At 45.6% G+C, this 17,334-nt stretch carries 20 protein-coding genes; 19 read left to right on the top strand and 1 reads right to left on the bottom strand.

All coding sequences use genetic code 11. The annotated features are described in order from the left end of the window. Positions 1 to 7: 7 nt before the first annotated feature. The 10 genes from C6Y45_RS00165 (at position 8) to C6Y45_RS00120 (ending at position 8,800) form a co-directional block, all read left to right on the top strand. On the top strand, positions 8 to 1,111 hold the full coding sequence (locus C6Y45_RS00165) for a prephenate dehydrogenase (RefSeq protein ID WP_107582743.1): 1,104 nt from the start codon (positions 8 to 10) through the stop codon (positions 1,109 to 1,111). Positions 1,112 to 1,127: 16 nt separating this feature from the next. After that, the gene (aroA, locus tag C6Y45_RS00160; protein ID WP_107582741.1) at positions 1,128 to 2,414 is read left to right on the top strand and encodes a 3-phosphoshikimate 1-carboxyvinyltransferase; all 1,287 of its coding nucleotides are present in this window, start codon (positions 1,128 to 1,130) and stop codon (positions 2,412 to 2,414) included. Positions 2,415 to 2,587: 173 nt separating this feature from the next. Further along, positions 2,588 to 3,856 carry a tetratricopeptide repeat protein gene (locus C6Y45_RS00155; RefSeq protein WP_107582739.1) on the top strand — a complete coding sequence of 423 codons (1,269 nt, stop codon included), beginning with the start codon at positions 2,588 to 2,590 and terminating at the stop codon, positions 3,854 to 3,856. Between the two features lie 101 nt (positions 3,857 to 3,957). Beyond that, entirely contained in the window at positions 3,958 to 4,515 is a 558-nt protein-coding gene (locus tag C6Y45_RS00150) for a ReoY family proteolytic degradation factor (protein WP_107582737.1), read from the top strand. A gap of 141 nt (positions 4,516 to 4,656) precedes the next feature. Then, positions 4,657 to 5,112 (top strand): DUF2487 family protein, encoded by a 456-nt coding sequence (locus C6Y45_RS00145; RefSeq protein ID WP_107582734.1) that lies wholly within the window; start codon positions 4,657 to 4,659, stop codon positions 5,110 to 5,112. A gap of 145 nt (positions 5,113 to 5,257) precedes the next feature. Next, positions 5,258 to 5,761: a QcrA and Rieske domain-containing protein gene (locus C6Y45_RS00140; RefSeq protein ID WP_107582732.1), complete on the top strand. Its 504-nt coding sequence runs from the start codon at positions 5,258 to 5,260 to the stop codon at positions 5,759 to 5,761. Between the two features lie 16 nt (positions 5,762 to 5,777). Beyond that, positions 5,778 to 6,449 (top strand): menaquinol-cytochrome c reductase cytochrome b subunit, encoded by a 672-nt coding sequence (gene qcrB / locus C6Y45_RS00135; protein ID WP_107582730.1) that lies wholly within the window; start codon positions 5,778 to 5,780, stop codon positions 6,447 to 6,449. 23 nt (positions 6,450 to 6,472) lie between these two features. After that, positions 6,473 to 7,357 (top strand): menaquinol-cytochrome c reductase cytochrome b/c subunit, encoded by an 885-nt coding sequence (locus tag C6Y45_RS00130; RefSeq protein ID WP_107582728.1) that lies wholly within the window; start codon positions 6,473 to 6,475, stop codon positions 7,355 to 7,357. 84 nt (positions 7,358 to 7,441) lie between these two features. Next, complete coding sequence (locus C6Y45_RS00125) at positions 7,442 to 8,062, top strand: DUF1405 domain-containing protein (RefSeq protein WP_107582726.1); 621 nt, start codon at positions 7,442 to 7,444, stop codon at positions 8,060 to 8,062. 48 nt (positions 8,063 to 8,110) lie between these two features. Further along, positions 8,111 to 8,800 (top strand): zinc metallopeptidase, encoded by a 690-nt coding sequence (locus C6Y45_RS00120; RefSeq protein WP_107582724.1) that lies wholly within the window; start codon positions 8,111 to 8,113, stop codon positions 8,798 to 8,800. Between the two features lie 58 nt (positions 8,801 to 8,858). On the opposite strand, the gene C6Y45_RS00115 is transcribed toward C6Y45_RS00120, so the two are convergent. Further along, the gene (locus tag C6Y45_RS00115) at positions 8,859 to 9,731 is read right to left on the bottom strand and encodes a YitT family protein (protein ID WP_107582722.1); all 873 of its coding nucleotides are present in this window, start codon (positions 9,729 to 9,731) and stop codon (positions 8,859 to 8,861) included. A 133-nt stretch (positions 9,732 to 9,864) separates the two neighbouring features. Between C6Y45_RS00115 and C6Y45_RS00110 the strand changes: the two genes are divergently transcribed. The 9 genes from C6Y45_RS00110 (at position 9,865) to panC (ending at position 17,331) form a co-directional block, all read left to right on the top strand. Then, positions 9,865 to 10,203 (top strand): nucleotide pyrophosphohydrolase, encoded by a 339-nt coding sequence (locus tag C6Y45_RS00110; protein WP_107582720.1) that lies wholly within the window; start codon positions 9,865 to 9,867, stop codon positions 10,201 to 10,203. A gap of 1 nt (position 10,204) precedes the next feature. After that, on the top strand, positions 10,205 to 10,999 hold the full coding sequence (gene dapB / locus C6Y45_RS00105) for a 4-hydroxy-tetrahydrodipicolinate reductase (RefSeq protein WP_107582718.1): 795 nt from the start codon (positions 10,205 to 10,207) through the stop codon (positions 10,997 to 10,999). 183 nt (positions 11,000 to 11,182) lie between these two features. After that, positions 11,183 to 11,608, top strand: a complete 426-nt coding sequence (gene mgsA, locus C6Y45_RS00100; protein ID WP_107582716.1) for a methylglyoxal synthase — start codon at positions 11,183 to 11,185, stop codon at positions 11,606 to 11,608. Beyond that, complete coding sequence (bshB1, locus tag C6Y45_RS00095; RefSeq protein ID WP_107582714.1) at positions 11,598 to 12,299, top strand: bacillithiol biosynthesis deacetylase BshB1; 702 nt, start codon at positions 11,598 to 11,600, stop codon at positions 12,297 to 12,299. Before mgsA ends, bshB1 begins: the two co-directional genes overlap by 11 nt. After that, a complete protein-coding gene (gene bshA, locus C6Y45_RS00090; RefSeq protein WP_107582712.1) occupies positions 12,296 to 13,423 on the top strand; it encodes an N-acetyl-alpha-D-glucosaminyl L-malate synthase BshA in 1,128 nt (375 codons plus the stop codon). Before bshB1 ends, bshA begins: the two co-directional genes overlap by 4 nt. A 1-nt stretch (position 13,424) precedes the next feature. Continuing rightward, positions 13,425 to 14,510: a hypothetical protein gene (locus C6Y45_RS00085; protein ID WP_160058013.1), complete on the top strand. Its 1,086-nt coding sequence runs from the start codon at positions 13,425 to 13,427 to the stop codon at positions 14,508 to 14,510. Beyond that, positions 14,507 to 15,469 carry a biotin--[acetyl-CoA-carboxylase] ligase gene (locus C6Y45_RS00080; protein ID WP_107582708.1) on the top strand — a complete coding sequence of 321 codons (963 nt, stop codon included), beginning with the start codon at positions 14,507 to 14,509 and terminating at the stop codon, positions 15,467 to 15,469. The genes C6Y45_RS00085 and C6Y45_RS00080 overlap by 4 nt, the downstream gene beginning before the upstream one ends. Before the next feature lie 177 nt (positions 15,470 to 15,646). After that, positions 15,647 to 16,486 carry a 3-methyl-2-oxobutanoate hydroxymethyltransferase gene (gene panB, locus C6Y45_RS00075; protein WP_107582706.1) on the top strand — a complete coding sequence of 280 codons (840 nt, stop codon included), beginning with the start codon at positions 15,647 to 15,649 and terminating at the stop codon, positions 16,484 to 16,486. Next, positions 16,483 to 17,331, top strand: coding sequence for a pantoate--beta-alanine ligase (gene panC, locus C6Y45_RS00070; RefSeq protein WP_107582704.1), 849 nt, complete (start codon positions 16,483 to 16,485; stop codon positions 17,329 to 17,331). The genes panB and panC overlap by 4 nt, the downstream gene beginning before the upstream one ends. Positions 17,332 to 17,334 lie beyond the last annotated feature (3 nt).

The raw sequence follows: 17,334 nt of genomic DNA, 5'->3' as shown, positions 1-17,334 counted from the left end.
GGGCATTGTGAAGAAAACGATATTTATTATAGGGCTTGGCCTGATCGGGGGTTCACTTGCTCTTGCAGTAAAAGAAACCTATCCAGGTGCTGTTATACGTGGATACGATGTTAACAGCCGGGCTTCCAGGCTTGCTGACAGTCTGCAGGTTATTGATTACGCAGTTTCCTCCATAGAGGAAGGTGTCAAAGACGCAGACATAATTATTCTGTCTGCGCCTGTCGAAAGCTCCTTATCTGTTCTGGAAAGTTTAAAAAGCATGGACCTTAAAGAAGGGGCCGTAGTAACAGATGTAGGGAGCACGAAGGTGTCCATTGTGCAAAAAGGAAGAGAACTGCAGGAAAAGGGAGTGACCTTTATCGGAGGTCATCCGATGGCGGGCTCTCATAAAACCGGGGTCGAAGCTTCAAGAAGCCATTTGTTTGAAAATGCTTTTTATATTCTTACTCCGGATAAAGATACTCCGGCCTCCCGGTTAATTCAGCTCCAAAACCTGCTGAAGGGGACGAAAGCCCGGTTTATACAGATAGATGCAGAAACCCATGACCGGTACGCGGGAATGATCAGTCATCTGCCGCATATTATTGCTGCCGCGCTTGTACATCAGCTGGAAAAAGCAGGGGAAAAAGATCCTTTTGTGCATCAGCTGGCAGCAGGTGGCTTCCGGGACATTACCCGTATAGCTTCGGCTTCGCCTACAATGTGGAGAGATATTCTTATCCACAATAGAGGACCGCTCCTGCAGATGATCGGTGAATGGAAATCCCGGATGGAGGAGATCGAGACGATGGTGGAAGACGCAGATACCGAAGAAATTTTTAATTTTTTCGAAGAAGCAAAAGCAGCGAGAGACCGTCTTCCATCGAAGAAAAAAGGAGCTATGCTTCCTTTTTATGATTTGTTTGTCGATATTCCTGACCATCCCGGTGTAATTTCCGACGTGACAGCGATACTGGCAGAATACGCAATCAGTATTACGAATATCCGGATCATTGAAGCGCGGGAAGGAATCATGGGAGTACTCCGCCTGAGCTTCCGGTCGGAGGAAGATCTGGCGACAGCTAAAAATCTGCTTGAAGAGCATATGTACGAAACATATGAATCTCCGTAATCGAAGGAGTGGAAAAATGCATAAGACAATTGATACGGCTTTAAAGCCCCTCCAGGGGTCGGTAACCATTCCCGGTGATAAATCGATCAGCCACAGGGCTGTTTTGTTTGCAGCGATCGCAGAAGGACCTTCGGTTATTAAAGGTTTTTTAAATGGACAGGACTGTCTGAGTACCATCAGCTGCATGAGAAAACTTGGAGTGAAAATTGAAGAGGACGGGGAAATAATCCGCGTCGAAGGAAAAGGGCTGCACGGGCTGAACGAACCCTCGGAAATACTGGATGTCGGGAATTCAGGGACGACGGTCCGCCTGCTTTCAGGTATCCTGGCTGGTCAGTCTTTTTCTTCTGTCATGACAGGAGACGAGTCTATTGGAAGAAGACCAATGCGGCGGGTGACAGGTCCTTTAAAAATGATGAACGCTTCCATAGACGGGAGAGATTTTGCCAATTATACTCCTCTATGTATGCGGGGAGGGTCTCTTCAGGGGGTTCACTACGTTTCCCCCGTAGCAAGTGCCCAGGTGAAGTCTGCCGTTCTGCTTGCGGGACTGTATGCTCAGGGAGTGACGCGTGTAACAGAACCTCATAAGTCAAGAGATCACACAGAGCGGATGCTTGAAACGTTTGGAGTAAAGGTGGAGACGGACGAAGTTTCCGCAGCAGTAAGCGGAGGACAGAAACTGACAGGCTCTGAGGTGGATGTTCCGGGAGACGTCTCGTCTGCCGTATTTATGCTGGCGGCAGGAGCCCTCGTCCCGGGCAGCGAAATTACCGTGAGAAATGTAGGCATGAATCCGACGCGTACAGGCGCGATAGATGTTTTGAAACGAATGAATGCAGATATGCACATCCATTCGGAACGTATGCTCGGCGGAGAACCGGTAGCAGATATCACAATCAAATCCGGTGCCTTGCAGGCAGTCACCATCAGCGGCGGGGAAATTCCCCGGCTTATTGATGAAATTCCGGTCCTTGCTCTTCTCGCTACGCAGGCGGAAGGAACGACTGTCATAAAAGATGCTGCTGAATTAAAAGTAAAAGAAACAAACAGAATTGATACAGTGGTAAATCAGCTGAATGAGCTTGGGGCAGACTGTGAAGCGACAGATGACGGAATGATCATACATGGACCTACTCCATTGAAAGGTGGAAAAGTCGAAAGTTTTCACGATCACCGCATCGGAATGACTATGTCTCTTGCTGGTTTGATCGCTTCGGATAAGGTGCTCGTGAAAGATACAGAAGCTATAGCTGTATCCTACCCCGGATTTTACAAAGATCTGGAAAAACTTATGAATTAGAAATGTATTAAAGGTGCCGTTATAAAAAGGCACCTTTTTTAATTGAATTTGTTCCGGAGCTCTGTTAAAGTTTGTGGTTGATAATTTTGACGTTTACTGCAGTGATAAGTAATTTATCATTCGTGCGGCGGCATTTAATACCGAAGCAAAGATAACGAAAGGGGTAGTGTACTATGAACGAAAAGCTCCAGGAAGCTATTAAGCAGATTGAATCCGGGTATCATGAAAAAGGGCTTGAACAAGTTGAAAAAATGATAAAAGAGGCAGACGATGAAACGAAAAGGACTATTGCAGAACTTTATTATGAACTTGGACTGGTGGATAAAGCACTGGAATTGGCGGAAGAACTTATGTTTCGTTATCCTGACCATGGGGAACTCTTTGCTTTTGCTTCAGAATGCTATATTGAGCTTGGCAAAGAAGAAGAGGCTCTCGACATGCTGAATGAAATTAAAAAAGAAGACCCGGCTTTTCTGCAGGCTCAGCTGCTACTTGCAGATCTTTATGAAAGTCAGGGATTGGAGGAAGTGGCTGAAACGAAACTGCTTCAGGCATTGGAGATTATGCCCGAAGAAAGCGTGCTCCAGCTTGGGCTGGCTGAATTCTACCTGAACCGCGGAGATTATCAGCAGGCGGCAGGCTATTACAAAAAAGCATTAAGTTCCGGAAAACTGCCGGACGATCTTCCTGTGGATCCGCACGTACGTCTTGCAGAAGCCTACAGTGCAGGAGGGCAGTTTGAAGAAGCTATGGAGCATTACAAAGAAGGTCTTAAAAAGGAACAGACGTCTGACGGGCTGTTCGGCCTTGGTTTTACAGCTCTTCAGCTGGAGGACTACGATACGGCAGTCGATGCTTTATCCTTACTTCTCGAACAGGATCCTGACTACACTTCAGCCTACGGCAGTCTTGCCAAAGCGTACATGGACATTAAAAAGTGGGAAGAGGCCGGAGAAACGTTGAAAGAAGGAATCAACCGGGATGAGTACAACGAAGAACTTTACCTGGAAATGGCAAAGCTTCAGCTTTCACGGGGGGAAACCGGCGAAGGCAGGGAATTTCTAAAAAAAGTAATAGCAATGAACCCATCCAATGTTTCCGCTGTTCAGGAAGCACTGTACTTTTACGATGAAGCAGAAGATTACGAGGAAATGATTGAACTGATACGCTTTCTGGACGACTATAATGAATTCGATCCGATGTACGAACGCTTTCGTGCCAAGGCGCTGTTTGAAGAAAATGAAATTTCAGCAGCGGCTCAGGCAATGGATGCAGCTCTTACTACACTCACACGGGACGAAAGGCTTCTTGAAGATGCAGCAGCAGTGTATTTGACAAACCGGCAGAAAGAAAAAGCAGTTCCACTTCTTGAGGAACTTCTGGAGTTGGATCCTGACAGAGAAGATATACGGCTGCGGCTGGAGGAACTTAAAAATTCCTGAGGAATGTGTAATTCTTTGCAGGAATTTCCCCGGGGGAGTAGAATAGGATAAACAGCGGATACAAATTTGTTTAAGCGGACCGCATAAGGGAGGAATTCGTAATGAATAGTCCAATTCCTGTCATGGAGAAACGTGATTTTTTGAAATGGTTTCTTGAAAAATACCAGTTAAAACGCCGTGAATGTGCCTGGCTGCTTAACTTTCTAATGAGCGATGATATCCTGATGGAACGCGTTCATTTTGTGGAGCAGGCAGAACACTGTCCAAAAGCTTTGATGATTTCAGCAAACGATGTCGACCAGGTTCCTTTTGCTTTTCACAAAAACCATCATGTAACAATGGACGCCGAAAAGTCGTTTCACGACATCCGCTTAAACAGAAGTGAGGATATTTATATCCAGCTGAATTTCAAAAATAAATATACACTGCCGCAGTATGTAGCGGTGCTGGAAGAGAACCCTTTTCTGCCTGACAGCAGCGAGGAGGACGTAGTAACGGATCTGCTTGCTGAGATGGTTCTGGACGAAGCGGTGAGACTTCACCGCCTGAAAAACCTGGAAGTCAGAATTGATGAAGCACTTGCGCAGAAAGACCGCAGTACATTTTTGGAGCTTTCGAAACAATATTCTGAATTGAAAGCCCTCGATCCGCGGGGCTGATTTTTTTTGCCTGCATTTGAATCAGGGGAGGGCAATGCTTTCCCTGATTACTCATTCAATAAGAAGGCTGTATCGTAGCAGGCAAAAAGCGAGGATCTCGACCGTACGAAAACAAAATTGATATAAAAGGAGGGGAGCACGGTGAAATGGACAGGACAGGATACAGTGGTATATGAAAAAGCGAAGGAATACGTGGACACTGCAGTCATACCACTTTTACCGGTCGCCGGAGGAAAAGAACAGCAGGAAAGTGTTATGATGGGGGAATTCACCCAGTATTTAACAGAGTATCTGGAAAAGCAGTATATGGGACGGGTGTACCTTCTTCCGCCGTTTACATATTTGAAGGAAGAGAGTGGAGAAGAAAAAAAGAACCGGCTGTCAGCGTGGGCTGCTCATTTTGAAAAACATGGATTTAAGTTTTTTTTGTTCGTGACAGCAGATATGCAGTGGAGAAAAATCAGTGTGGAAGAAGCAGGGGAACTGGTGTGGATTCCTGCCTTCTCTGTGCATGATATGGAACCAGGGAAAAGACATCAGGCAATTGAGCAGCAGGCACAGCAGATCATACCGCTGATGACCCAGCAGTGGACGTAGAAAAACGCTTTCACATAATGTTATTCTCATAAAATGATTACCTTTAATTTATTGACATGACTGCATTTGATAGGCTATGATGTTTATGTCTTAGTATGATATTTTTTAAAAATGTGTGTAGTAACGGAAGTGAGGAGGGAAGGTCGTGAGCGAGAAAAAACACCGAGTGTCAAGGCGTCAGTTCCTGACCTATACATTAACAGGTGTAGGCGGGTTCATGGCAGCAGGAATGCTCGCTCCCATGGTTCGAATGGCATTGGATCCAGCACTGGAAGCAGGAGCGGATTCCGATTTTGTTTCTATTGGACTCAGTGAAGATGAACTGTCAGAAGAACCGCAGCGTGTGGATTTCACTGTAGAGCTCGACGACGGCTGGTATCAGTCCGAGCAGACACAGTCCGCATGGGTTTTTAGAAACGGCGACGAAGTGATGGCACTTTCGCCAATCTGTACCCATCTTGGCTGTACAGTAAACTGGGGTACGAACGAAGATAACCCTGAAGAGTTTTTCTGCCCGTGTCATTTTGGAAGATTCGAGCGTGATGGAACCAACATTCCAGGTACACCGCCTACGCGGCCGTTGGACGTGTATGAGGTTGAAGTGCGGGACGGCATGATTTATTTAGGTCAGATCAATCAGCGTGACTAGTTAAGGGGGACCAGAAATGTTACAGAAAGTGTACGACTGGGTGGATGAACGTCTCGATATTACCCCTTTATGGCGCGATATTGCAGACCACGAGGTGCCTGAGCACGTCAATCCGGCCCATCATTTTTCAGCATTTGTTTATTGTTTTGGCGGAATGACATTTTTTGTTGTCGTCATTCAGATTTTATCCGGTATGTTTCTTACGATGTACTACGTACCAGATATTATTCATGCATATGAATCAGTTTATTACTTACAAAATGAAGTCACCCACGGGATGATCGTCCGCGGTATGCACCACTGGGGTGCCAGTCTGGTTATAGTTATGATGTTTCTTCATACACTGCGTGTCTTCTTTACCGGATCATATAAGAAGCCGCGCGAACTCAACTGGGTTGTAGGTGTACTGCTTTTCTTTGTAATTCTAGCTCTTGGCTTTACAGGATATCTCCTGCCTTGGGACATGAAAGCATACTTTGCGACGGTAGTAGGACTTGAGATTGCGGAAGCTGCACCATTTGTCGGAGAATTCGCCAGGATTCTTATGGCTGGTGGAGACATTATCGGTGCACAGACACTTGCCCGGTTCTTTGCGATCCATGTGTTCTTCCTTCCAGGTGCACTGCTCGGACTTCTTGGAGCACACTTCTTCATGATCCGTAAGCAGGGTATTTCCGGACCGTTGTAAAAAGTAGATAAGGAGGGGACATTATGCATCGCGGAAAAGGCATGAAGTTTGTCGGAGACTCACGTGTTCCGGCAGAACGCAAGCCAAACATACCTAAAGACTATTCCGAATATCCAGGAAAAACAGAAGCCTTCTGGCCAAACTTCCTGCTCCGGGAGTGGATGGTCGGTGCTGTATTCCTGATTGGTATTCTAGTACTGAGCGTAGCGCACCCGGCACCGCTTGAAACGATAGCGGATCCGACAGAGACCGGATATATTCCACTGCCGGACTGGTACTTCCTCTTTTTGTACCAGCTTCTGAAATACGAATTTGCGGCAGGCCCTTACACTGTTATGGGTGCTGTAGTTATTCCAGGTGTCGCTTTCGGTGCGCTGCTTCTGGCTCCATTTCTCGATGGGGGAACAGAACGCCGAGCCTACAAGCGCCCGATTGCAAGCGGGCTGATGATTCTCGGTGTTATATCAATTATTTTCCTTACATGGGAATCAGTTGACCAGCATGACTGGGAAGCAGCAGCCCAGCAGGGGGCCATTGAAGATGAAGTGGAAGTCGATGAATCAGCAGAAGGTTATGAAATATACCAGACGCAGGATTCCTGTATCGGATGTCATGGCGGAGATATGCAGGGCGGAGCAGCCGGACCTAACATCTTCCAGAGTGATTACGATACGGATGAAGTAATCGACATTATACAAAATGGTATTGGTGAAATGCCGGCCGATCAGTTTGATGGTTCTGATGAAGAGCTGGAAACAATGGCAGCTTTCATTGCCAATGACGGCCAGGACCCTGATAATGGCGACGGCGGTAATGATAACGGCGAAGATAACGCCGACGAAAATAACGGTGAAAATGCCGAAGAAAATGCTGAGGAAGACGAAACAGAAGAAAACGACGAAGAATAATTCAGCAGGGAGCCGGGTGATGTGTGTGTCACCCGCTCCTTTTTCTTATGGAGCTGTAATCATCCTGGCCGGAGGCGGTTGTTAATGCGGGAGTATATGTATGCGGTACTCGGAGACCGCAGGTTTTTAATTGTTTTATTTATTATAAATTTTTTCGGTACAATTTATGGATATATATGGTATGACCAGCAGCTGCTGCAGACGCCATGGTATTTTATTCCTTTCGTACCGGACAGTCCTACAGCGAGTCTTTTTTTTACAATCGTCCTTGGTTTTTATATCGCGGGCAGAAGATTCCCGCTGATGGAAGCTTTTGCAGCAGTTACGCTCATTAAATACGGCCTGTGGGCTGTCGTGATGAACCTTGCTGCAGGTGCTGCCGGGACAGAGCTTAATTACCTTCACTGGATGCTTGTTCTTTCCCATGGAGGTATGGCGGTCCAGGCTTTTCTGTATATGTCTTTTTACCGTATAAAAAACTGGCATCTCGTTGTAGTCGCCCTGTGGACTATTCATAACGATATGATCGATTATTTATTCGGCATGCATCCATGGGTTTCCAGGGACCTGGTGCCTTATATTGGAGAAATAGGGTATTTTACCTTCTGGCTGAGTGTGATTTCAATTTCATCGGTATGGTACTTCAGTGTTAGGAAACAGCCTGTTCGGTCATTGGAAAACAATTTCTTTGACAGAAGAAGTTAAGAACATTAAAATAATATTAGATAAAAATTATTATAAGGAGGCAGGGTAATGTTCGGATCAATGACAGCATTTTTAATTTATTTCGCTGTGCTTCTCATCATCCCGATGTGGGCGAGCGGAAGAGTTAAAGCAACGTATAAAAAATACTCAAAAGTCCCGGCTTCCTCGGGGATGACCGGAGCAGAAGTCGCCAGGAAGATTCTCGATGAAAACGGCCTTTATGATGTGTCAATCGAGCCGGTTAAAGGGCAGCTTTCCGACCATTACGATCCGCGCAGCAAAGTTGTTCGTCTTTCAAAGGACAACTATTATGGTGATTCGGTGGCCGGAGCTGCAGTAGCAGCCCATGAAGTCGGACACGCTATGCAGGATGCTGAGGAGTATGCATTTCTGCGTTTCAGAAGTTCCCTCGTCCCGGTGGCAAGTTTTGGTTCCAACGCATCTATTTTTCTTATTATCGGTGGAATGCTTCTGACGATGTCGGAGCTGATGCTCGCAGGGATTGTACTAATGTCATTTGCCGTTCTGTTCCAGCTTGTCACACTGCCTGTCGAATTTAATGCTTCATCGAGGGCAATGGATCAAGTGGTATCAACAGGCGTTATCCAGAATAACGAAGAACGGGAAACTAAAAAAGTGCTTAATGCCGCAGCATTAACGTATGTAGCGGCTGCGCTCGTCGCAGTAATTGAGCTCGTCAGATTTATTCTAATGTATTTCATGATGAATAATGATTAATTAAAAAAGGATGGCCTTCCAAGCAGCGGAGGCCATCCTTTTTTCTGAATATGAAGAGTTATATTTCGAGTGGTTTTTTGTTTTCATCAAGCGTAAACCCTTCTCCCATCACGTCCTGAACGTCCTGAAGAGTTACAAAAGCGTGGGGGTCAACTTTTGCAATTAAATTTTTAAGCCGAACCATTTCATTTCTCCCTACGACACAATACAATACTTCCCGTTTGGTACCTGTAAAAGAACCTCTTCCCTGCAGGAGGGTCGCTCCACGATCCATTTCTATAAGGATTGTTTCTGCTATTTCCGGTGCTTTTTCAGATATAATCATTGCAGCTTTTCCTGAATAGGCTCCCTGCTGCATTAAGTCGATTACTTTAGCTGCCACAAAAACGGCGAGCAGCGTATACATAGCTTCCCGGTAGTTCAAGTAAAAAAGGGAAGATGCAATAACACAGGCGTCGAATACAAACATAGTCCGACCCATACTCCACCCGTAGTATTTGAAACCAAGTTTTGCAATAATGTCCACTCCACCGGTGGTGCCGCCGAAGCGGAATACAATCCCCAGGCCCGTACCGATAAAAACACCGGCAAACAATGCAGCCAGAGTCATGTCATCCTGCAGCGGCATATAAACTACCGGATAGGTTTGAAACAGCCATAAAAAAACAGAAACTGCGACTGTACCAATAAGAGTGTAAATAAAAGCATGCCTGCCGAGTACTCTCCAGCCTATGATAAATAAAGGGATATTAAGCCACAGGTTTGAAAAGGCAGGATTTAATTCAAAAATGAAGTATAAAATCAGTGTGATTCCGGTAAAACCTCCGTCAGCAAGGTTATTTTCCATATTAAAATAAACAAGCCCAAAAGACAGCACAGCCGTGCCGAGAAGTATAAAAAAGATGTTTTTCGCATGTACGTTTGCTACCATTTTACGGTCACCTCCAGCCTGCTTTATTATAAGCTAAGGAACATTTACCTGCAATGGGGTATAAACGTTTGTATTCCCCGCTTTTATCCGCTACGATATGGTTGGATGTAATATAGGAGGGTTGATACTGAATATGGAAGGGAAAACGATGGAGGAAATGCAGAAGCAGGTGGATGACTACATATCACAGTTTAAGGAAGGATACTTCAGTCCTCTGGCTATGACGGCCCGTTTAACGGAGGAACTTGGAGAGCTTGCGAGAGAAGTAAATCATTATTATGGGGAAAAACCTAAAAAGGATTCAGAGGATGCAAAAAGTATGGAGCAGGAAATCGGCGATGTCCTTTTTGTAATGATCTGCCTGGCTAATTCCCTCGACATTGAACTGGAAGAATCCTTCGATCTCGTCATGGAAAAATTTCAAACCCGGGATAAAGACCGGTGGACCAAAAAAGAAAAAGGAGAAAATTAATATGATCAGTATAGTTATTGCCGGACCTAGAGGAAATATGGGCAGGGAAGCAGTTAAAATGGTAGAAAATGAGGACCAATTCGCTTTAAAAGCTGTAGTGGATCACCGCTACGATGGAATCAGCATGAAAGAGGCGGAAGGCATGGAGCCGCTGGATATTCCTGTGTACAAAGAAATCGAGGCGTGCTTTACGGAGGAACAGCCCGACGTACTGATTGATTTAACTAATCCGGAAACAGGCAAAGTACATTTGAGAAAAGCCTTGGAACATGGTGTGCGTCCGGTAATAGGGACGACAGGATTTACAGACGAGGATATTAAAGAGCTGTCGGCGGAAGCTGAAAAAAAGAAGCTGGGCGCGGTTATTGCCCCGAATTTTGCGATAGGAGCTATTCTGCTCATGAAACTTTCCCGTATGGCGGCACGTTATATGGACGATGTGGAAATTATCGAACAGCACCATGACCGGAAGCTGGATGCTCCTTCCGGCACAGCGATGAAAACAGCTCAGATGATTTCGGAAGTAAGAAAAGAAAAGCCGCAGGGACACCCTGACGAAACAGAAGCATGGGAACATGCAAGAGGAGCCGAGTATGAAGGGATGCGTGTGCACAGTGTACGTCTGCCCGGACGGGTAGCCCATCAGGAAGTTATTTTTGGTGGGGAGGGGCAGACTCTTACACTTCGTCATGATTCTTTAAACCGTACTTCTTTTATGCCTGGAGTACGACTTGCTGTAGAGAAAGTGATGGAAACTACCGGACTTGTCTACGGCCTGGATGAATTTATTGATTAAGCTATGTTAAAGTTCATGGTTCTTACGTTAAGAAAGGGAACCCGGCTTTCCAGCTTTTGATTACGGAAGGTAACAAGCTTTTCTTCAAAGCAGAGCTGAAAGCTTTCTCCAATAATCATCGACGAAGACAGCTCAATTATAAAGAAGTCCCAGTTCCAAAATGTCCACTGAAGGAGGTTCTATATGAATATCGCCTGCATCGCACACGACAAGAAAAAAGATGACCTGGTTCAATTTATGACTGCGTATAAGCCTGTACTGGAATCACACAGCCTTTTTGCTACTGGTACCACGGGCACAAAAATTATTGAAGCCACTGATCTCTCTGTCCACCGCTTCCGTTCAGGACCTCTCGGAGGGGATCAGCAGATCGGCGCCATGATTGCAGAAAATAAAATGGACCTCGTGTTTTTTTTTAGGGATCCGCTTACAGCACAGCCGCATGAACCGGACATTAATGCGCTCATACGCCTCTGCGACGTATACAGCATCCCTCTTGCTACGAACATGGCCTCCGCTGAAATATTAATTGCAGGACTGAGCAGAGGTGATCTGGAGTGGAGAGGACTTGTAAAAGGGAAGGGAAGGCCTGAGTTCAATGAAAATTGATATTATTGCAATTGGAGCACATCCTGACGATATTGAAATAGGGATGGGAGGGAGTGCAGCCAAAGCTGCTGAATCAGGAAAAAAAGTACAGTTTGTCCACTTAACAAAAGCGGAACTTTCGTCGAACGGGACGGTGGAAGAACGTGAAGAAGAATCTAAAAAAGCGTGCAGCAGGCTCGGAGTGCTTGAACCGGTTGCCCTGAATTATCCTGACCGGGGCCTGTTGAATAAACGGGAGGAAATCATTGCGGAGCTTGTACAGCTTATTCGTACCGGCAGACCGGATTATTTGTTTGCACCTTATTTTGAAGACAGACATCCGGATCATGCTCACTGTTCTTCACTCGTTAAGGAAGCTTTTTTTTCGTCAGGCATCAAAAAATACGGCTTTAAAGAGGCATGGCGTCCAAAAAACCTGTATTATTATCAAATTAACGGGCTCGGAAACCCTGATTTCGCAATTGACATTACTGAAACAGCAGAGAAAAAGTTTGAGGCTTTACAGTGCTTTAAAAGTCAGTTTGAGAAGATTCCGGAAGCAGCTTCAACCCCCCTGAACAGCGGTTATCTGGAAGACCTCCGAGCCCGGGACCGTCTTACAGGACGGGAATCCGGAGTAGACTACGCGGAAGGATTTAAAACGGATGCGCTGCTTCTCCATAATCCTTTCGAAGAGGAGGGGGAACAATGAAAATTGGCATCACCTGCTATCCAACGGTGGGGGGATCGGGAGTCGTAGCTACTGAACTCGGCAAAGCTCTCGCTGAAAAAGGTCACGAGGTGCACTTTATTACGTCCAGTCTCCCGTTTCGTCTGGATGAAAGTGAAAACAATATATATTTTCATGAAGTTTCAGTAAACTCCTACGCAGTGTTTCAGCACCCGCCGTATGATTTAGCCTTGGCAAGTAAAATGGCGGAAGTTATTAAAGAAGAAGGTCTGGACATTCTTCATGTGCACTACGCCATCCCTCATGCAGTCAGTGCCTATCTCGCAAAGGAAATGGTGGATGGGAAAGTTAAAATAGTTACTACACTGCACGGCACAGATATAACAGTTCTCGGTTACGATCCGACGTTGAGTGATATGATCCACTTCGGGATTGAACGGTCGGACGCGGTGACAGCTGTTTCAGGTGATTTGATCAAACAAACGAAAGAATTATTAAATACAAATGTCCACATTGATACAGTATATAATTTTATAGACGAAAGAATTTATTATCCACGAAAAAGCGAAGCCGCTTCAGTAAAAAAAGAAATGGGGATACCCGAACAGGCTAAAGTTATGGTGCACGTTTCAAATTTCCGGAAAGTTAAACGGGTGGAGGACGTTGTTTATACATTTCAGAAAGTGTCAGCCCGAATAGACACCCACCTTCTGCTGATCGGAGATGGTCCGGAACTGCCTGTAATCCGTCGCCTGGTGAAAGACCTTGGCCTTAAAGAGAAAGTACATATCACCGGCAGCCAGAAAAGAGTAGCTGAACTTTTGTCGATGAGTGATGTTAAACTTCTTTTGTCCTCCAAAGAAAGTTTTGGTCTGGTGATACTCGAGGCGATGGCCTGCGGAGTTCCAGCCGTTGGTACAAATATAGGTGGAATACCTGAAGTTATTGAACATGGGAAAAGTGGATATATATGTGAACTTGGAGATACGGATAAAGCTGCAGAGTATGTTATGAACATATTTAATAATCCGGCCCTCGGCAGAAAAATGGGGGAAGCTGCCCTGAAAAGAGCACAGACTACATTCAACAAGAACGATATAGTTAAACAGTATGAAAAAATATATGCACGACTGGCAGGCAGCTGATATGGAAAGATGGCAGCAGGCAATGGAGATTATAAAAAGAATCAGTAAGGAAGGGGACAAAGCATATCTTACCGGGGGGGCTGTAAGAGATAAACTTCTCGGTAAAGAGCCGGCTGACATAGATATTGCTTCCTCTGTCAGTGCTGAAAAACTCGAAAAAATATTCGGACGTACTGTGCCTGCCGGAAACAGAAAAGAGACGTTTCTTATATTTCCATTTGGAGAGCCGGTGGAAATTACAAAACTTAAAGGAAGCACGATTGAAGAAGACCTTGCTTTGAGAGATTTCACATGTAATGCGGCGGCAGTGGACACTGCCGAAAATGTAATTGATCCTTTTAAGGCAAGGAAAGCTATTTCGGAAAAAATACTTCATCCAGTCGTTTCTGCTGAAAAAACTTTTAAAGATGATCCGCTCCGCCTGATTCGTGCTGTTCGTCTCTCAGTGAAGCTCCAGTTTTCATTGAGCAGAGAAATCATTACGTCATACAAACAAATGTCGGGATTAATTAAACAGACGCCGGCAGAGCGCATTTACCTGGAATTATCCAAGCTTGGAAGACATCAGATCACGAAAAGTGACTGGGTGAACGTCTATCCATTGCTGAAGCAGCTTCCTCTCGGACTGTTTGAAGACACGAGTCTGTATGAAGGACTTTTAAAAATAACTCCGGTATTCACTCCTGAACAATGGTGGACTGTTATCCTCTATGGAAACAGCGCGGTGTGGCCGGGACGTGCATTGCCGAAGAAAATACTTAAGCATGTGCGTAAAACACATTCTTTTTTGTCAGAGGACCGATGGGACAACATGGCTTTTTATGAAGCGGGCAGAACGGTGATCCAATCCGCTGTGCTGATCAAACTGCTGAAAGGAGAATCTTTTGCAGAAGATCCTCTTTTGCAGTTTGACAGGCTTCCTATTCATTCTGTGCGGGATCTGAAGGTTTCCGGCAGAGATTTACTGCATATGGAGAGCCGGGAGATCGGCCGGACTTTGTCGATACTGGAAAAAGCCGTGGTAACAGGAAAAGTTTCCAACGATAGAAAAAAACTTATTACATATATCGAAGGAGAAAATCAATGAAGAGTAAGCTGCTTGCTGTGTTGAAAGAGAATTATCCAGAGTACGTTTCAGGAGAAAAATTGAGCGGGGAGCTCTCGTGTTCAAGAACTGCTGTCTGGAAACATATCGAAAAACTTAGAAAAGAGGGCTATATCATTAAAGCGGTCCGCAACAGAGGGTATCTATTGGAAAATTCGCCGGAAGCTTTTTCTGCACATGCAGTATCTTCCCAGCTTTCCGGAGCGATGCTGCCTTATCACGTTAATTTTTACCGGGTACTTTCCTCCACTCAGCCGGAAGCACAGCGTCTCTTTCTGGAGGGTGCTCGGGAAGGAACAGTAGTTATAGCAGACAGCCAGACGAGTGGGCGGGGGAGACTGGGAAGAGAGTGGCAGACACGGGAAGGTAAGGGGCTTGCGATGAGTATTATACTGACTCCCGGCATACCGCCTTATAAAGCACCGCAGCTGACACTGGCTGCTGCGGTTTCTATCGTTAAGGCTGTAAAAAAAGTGACTGGTGTTAATATGGAAATAAAATGGCCGAACGATCTGCTGATAAACGGCAGAAAAGCATGCGGGATTTTAACAGAAATGCAGTCTGATCCTGATCAGGTCAGATCTGTCATAGTTGGTATTGGTCTGAATGTTAAAAAAGATGATTTTTCCGGGGAGCTTGAAAACACAGCAGTTTCTCTGGAGGAAGCTGCCGGAATGGAGCTGGACCGTGCCGATCTCGCTTCAGCGATATTAATGCAGTTCGCTTCGGATTATCAGCTCTTTCTTGAAAAAGGATTCAAAGGGTTGAAAGATGATTGGGAAAAACATACATGTACGCTGGGAAGAACTGTCCGGGTCGAACAAAACGGTGTGTATTTTACCGGGAGAGCAGAATCGGTTGACGATCAGGGGATACTGCAGCTCCGCACGGAAGACGGTAGAATTCATCCGGTAGTTTCCGGGGATATCGAACTGTCATGATTTAGACATTTAACGAACTTATTTGATATAATAAAAAATGGACAGTATTCCTTCATGGAAACTGTACCGCAGAACAGGAGAATTAAAGGTATCTGCCTTGATCCGGCATCGACGGACAGGGACAGAAGGTAGAGCGTACTGCGTTCTTTCCTTCTTATTTTCTAAGAAGGAGTGTTGATGTTGAAAAAAACGACGTCGGATTTTCTCAGAATGAAAAAGGACGGGCACCCGATTGTCATGGTAACAGCCTATGATGCGCCGGGTGCTGAACTCTGTGAAGAAGCAGGAGCGGACACGATTCTCGTCGGAGATTCTCTAGGTATGGTAGTCCTCGGTTATGATTCCACAGTCAGCGTTACGATGGAGGACATGATTCACCATACGAAAGCTGTAAAACGTAAAGCGTCCGGGACATTCATCGTCACGGACATGCCGTTTATGTCCTACCATATTTCCAAAGCTGAAACGATGCTCAATGCGCAGAAAATTATTCAGGAGAGCGGAGCGGACGCTGTGAAACTGGAAGGAAGCGGTGAAGTTTTCAGGCATACGGAAGCACTCGTAGAGGCCGGTGTACCGGTAGTGAGTCATCTAGGGCTGACCCCGCAGACTGTCGGGGTGACCGGTGGGTACAAAGTACAGGGAAAAACTGCTTCCGAACAAAAAAAGCTGATGGAGGATGCAAAAGAAGCTGAAAAAGCGGGGGCATGCATGCTCGTACTTGAATGCGTGCCGGAAGAGGCTGCCGGAAAAATTCAGGAGATGCTTTCCATTCCTGTAATAGGTATTGGAGCAGGCAGAATAACCGATGGCCAGGTGCTTGTGTATCACGATATCGTAGGCTATTACGGGGGACATACTCCTAAATTTGTTAAACAGTATGCAGATATCCGAAAAGATATCAGAGAAGCACTTTCCACCTATACGAAAGAAGTCCGGGAAAAAACTTTTCCAGAGAAGTCCCACGTTTTTTCACCCGTAGAAAAAATTAATTCTCTTTATGGAGAAAAACGATGAAAAAAATAACAACGATCCGTGAAATGCAGAAAATATCGAATGACTTAAGCAGACAGGGAAACGCTATCGGATTCGTGCCTACGATGGGCTATCTTCATGAAGGCCATATGAGTCTCGTTGATGCAGCGGCTGAACAGTGTGACACAGTGGTTATGTCTATTTTTGTCAACCCGCTCCAATTCGGTGAAGGGGAAGACTTTGAGAGCTACCCGAGAAATGCCGAGGGGGACAGAAAGCTTGCAGAAGAGCGCGGAGTGGACATTTTGTTTATTCCGGATGCAGAGGAAATGTATCCACGTCCCATGACTTCCATCGTGAAAGTAAAGCAGGGTACAGACGTTTTATGTGGAGCGAGCCGTCCCGGCCATTTTGACGGGGTAGCAACCGTAGTAATGAAGCTGTTTCAGGCTGTCCGGCCTTCGAAAGCTTTTTTTGGGCAGAAGGATGCGCAGCAGGTCGCTGTAGTCAGCAACATGGTAGAAGATTATCATTTAAATATTGAAATAATCCCTGTTCCTGTTAAAAGGGAAAAAGACGGACTGGCGATGAGTTCCAGAAATGTACGTCTTTTGAAAGAAGAGCGAAGAGAAGCTCCTTTAATCTATAAAACGCTTATTGAAGCAGCAGAAAAAATTCAGAGTGATAAAATCAGTGATCCTGTTTCTGAAGCGCGCAGTAAACTGGCCGGATTATCAGGCACAGTGGACTATCTTGAACTGCGCACATATCCTGACCTGAAGGAAGCAGACGGTACAGAGAGCGGAACGCTGCTGCTGGCGGCGGCCGTCAAGTATGAACAGGCCCGGCTGATTGATAATGTGATGTGGAATCAGCAGAAAGGATGAAAA

It is taken from the genome of Alkalicoccus saliphilus, from assembly GCF_003044065.1.
In the GTDB taxonomy this organism is placed as follows: Bacteria; Bacillota; Bacilli; order Bacillales; family Salisediminibacteriaceae; genus Alkalicoccus; species Alkalicoccus saliphilus.
This window is presented reverse-complemented; position numbering and strand designations above follow the sequence as displayed.

Excerpts from the sequence above, each read along its gene's own strand:
- C6Y45_RS00085 (WP_160058013.1), top strand. The coding sequence starts at position 13,425 with ATGGAAAGATGGCAGCAGGCAATGGAGATTATAAAAAGAATCAGTAAG.
- bshB1 (WP_107582714.1), top strand. The coding sequence starts at position 11,598 with ATGAAAATTGATATTATTGCAATTGGAGCACATCCTGACGATATTGAA.
- C6Y45_RS00115 (WP_107582722.1), bottom strand. The coding sequence starts at position 9,731 with ATGGTAGCAAACGTACATGCGAAAAACATCTTTTTTATACTTCTCGGC.
- dapB (WP_107582718.1), top strand. The coding sequence starts at position 10,205 with ATGATCAGTATAGTTATTGCCGGACCTAGAGGAAATATGGGCAGGGAA.
- panC (WP_107582704.1), top strand. The coding sequence starts at position 16,483 with ATGAAAAAAATAACAACGATCCGTGAAATGCAGAAAATATCGAATGAC.
- qcrB (WP_107582730.1), top strand. The coding sequence starts at position 5,778 with ATGTTACAGAAAGTGTACGACTGGGTGGATGAACGTCTCGATATTACC.
- C6Y45_RS00110 (WP_107582720.1), top strand. The coding sequence starts at position 9,865 with ATGGAAGGGAAAACGATGGAGGAAATGCAGAAGCAGGTGGATGACTAC.
- bshA (WP_107582712.1), top strand. The coding sequence starts at position 12,296 with ATGAAAATTGGCATCACCTGCTATCCAACGGTGGGGGGATCGGGAGTC.
- aroA (WP_107582741.1), top strand. The coding sequence starts at position 1,128 with ATGCATAAGACAATTGATACGGCTTTAAAGCCCCTCCAGGGGTCGGTA.
- C6Y45_RS00125 (WP_107582726.1), top strand. The coding sequence starts at position 7,442 with ATGCGGGAGTATATGTATGCGGTACTCGGAGACCGCAGGTTTTTAATT.
- C6Y45_RS00155 (WP_107582739.1), top strand. The coding sequence starts at position 2,588 with ATGAACGAAAAGCTCCAGGAAGCTATTAAGCAGATTGAATCCGGGTAT.
- C6Y45_RS00120 (WP_107582724.1), top strand. The coding sequence starts at position 8,111 with ATGTTCGGATCAATGACAGCATTTTTAATTTATTTCGCTGTGCTTCTC.
- C6Y45_RS00150 (WP_107582737.1), top strand. The coding sequence starts at position 3,958 with ATGAATAGTCCAATTCCTGTCATGGAGAAACGTGATTTTTTGAAATGG.
- mgsA (WP_107582716.1), top strand. The coding sequence starts at position 11,183 with ATGAATATCGCCTGCATCGCACACGACAAGAAAAAAGATGACCTGGTT.
- C6Y45_RS00080 (WP_107582708.1), top strand. The coding sequence starts at position 14,507 with ATGAAGAGTAAGCTGCTTGCTGTGTTGAAAGAGAATTATCCAGAGTAC.
- panB (WP_107582706.1), top strand. The coding sequence starts at position 15,647 with ATGTTGAAAAAAACGACGTCGGATTTTCTCAGAATGAAAAAGGACGGG.
- C6Y45_RS00130 (WP_107582728.1), top strand. The coding sequence starts at position 6,473 with ATGCATCGCGGAAAAGGCATGAAGTTTGTCGGAGACTCACGTGTTCCG.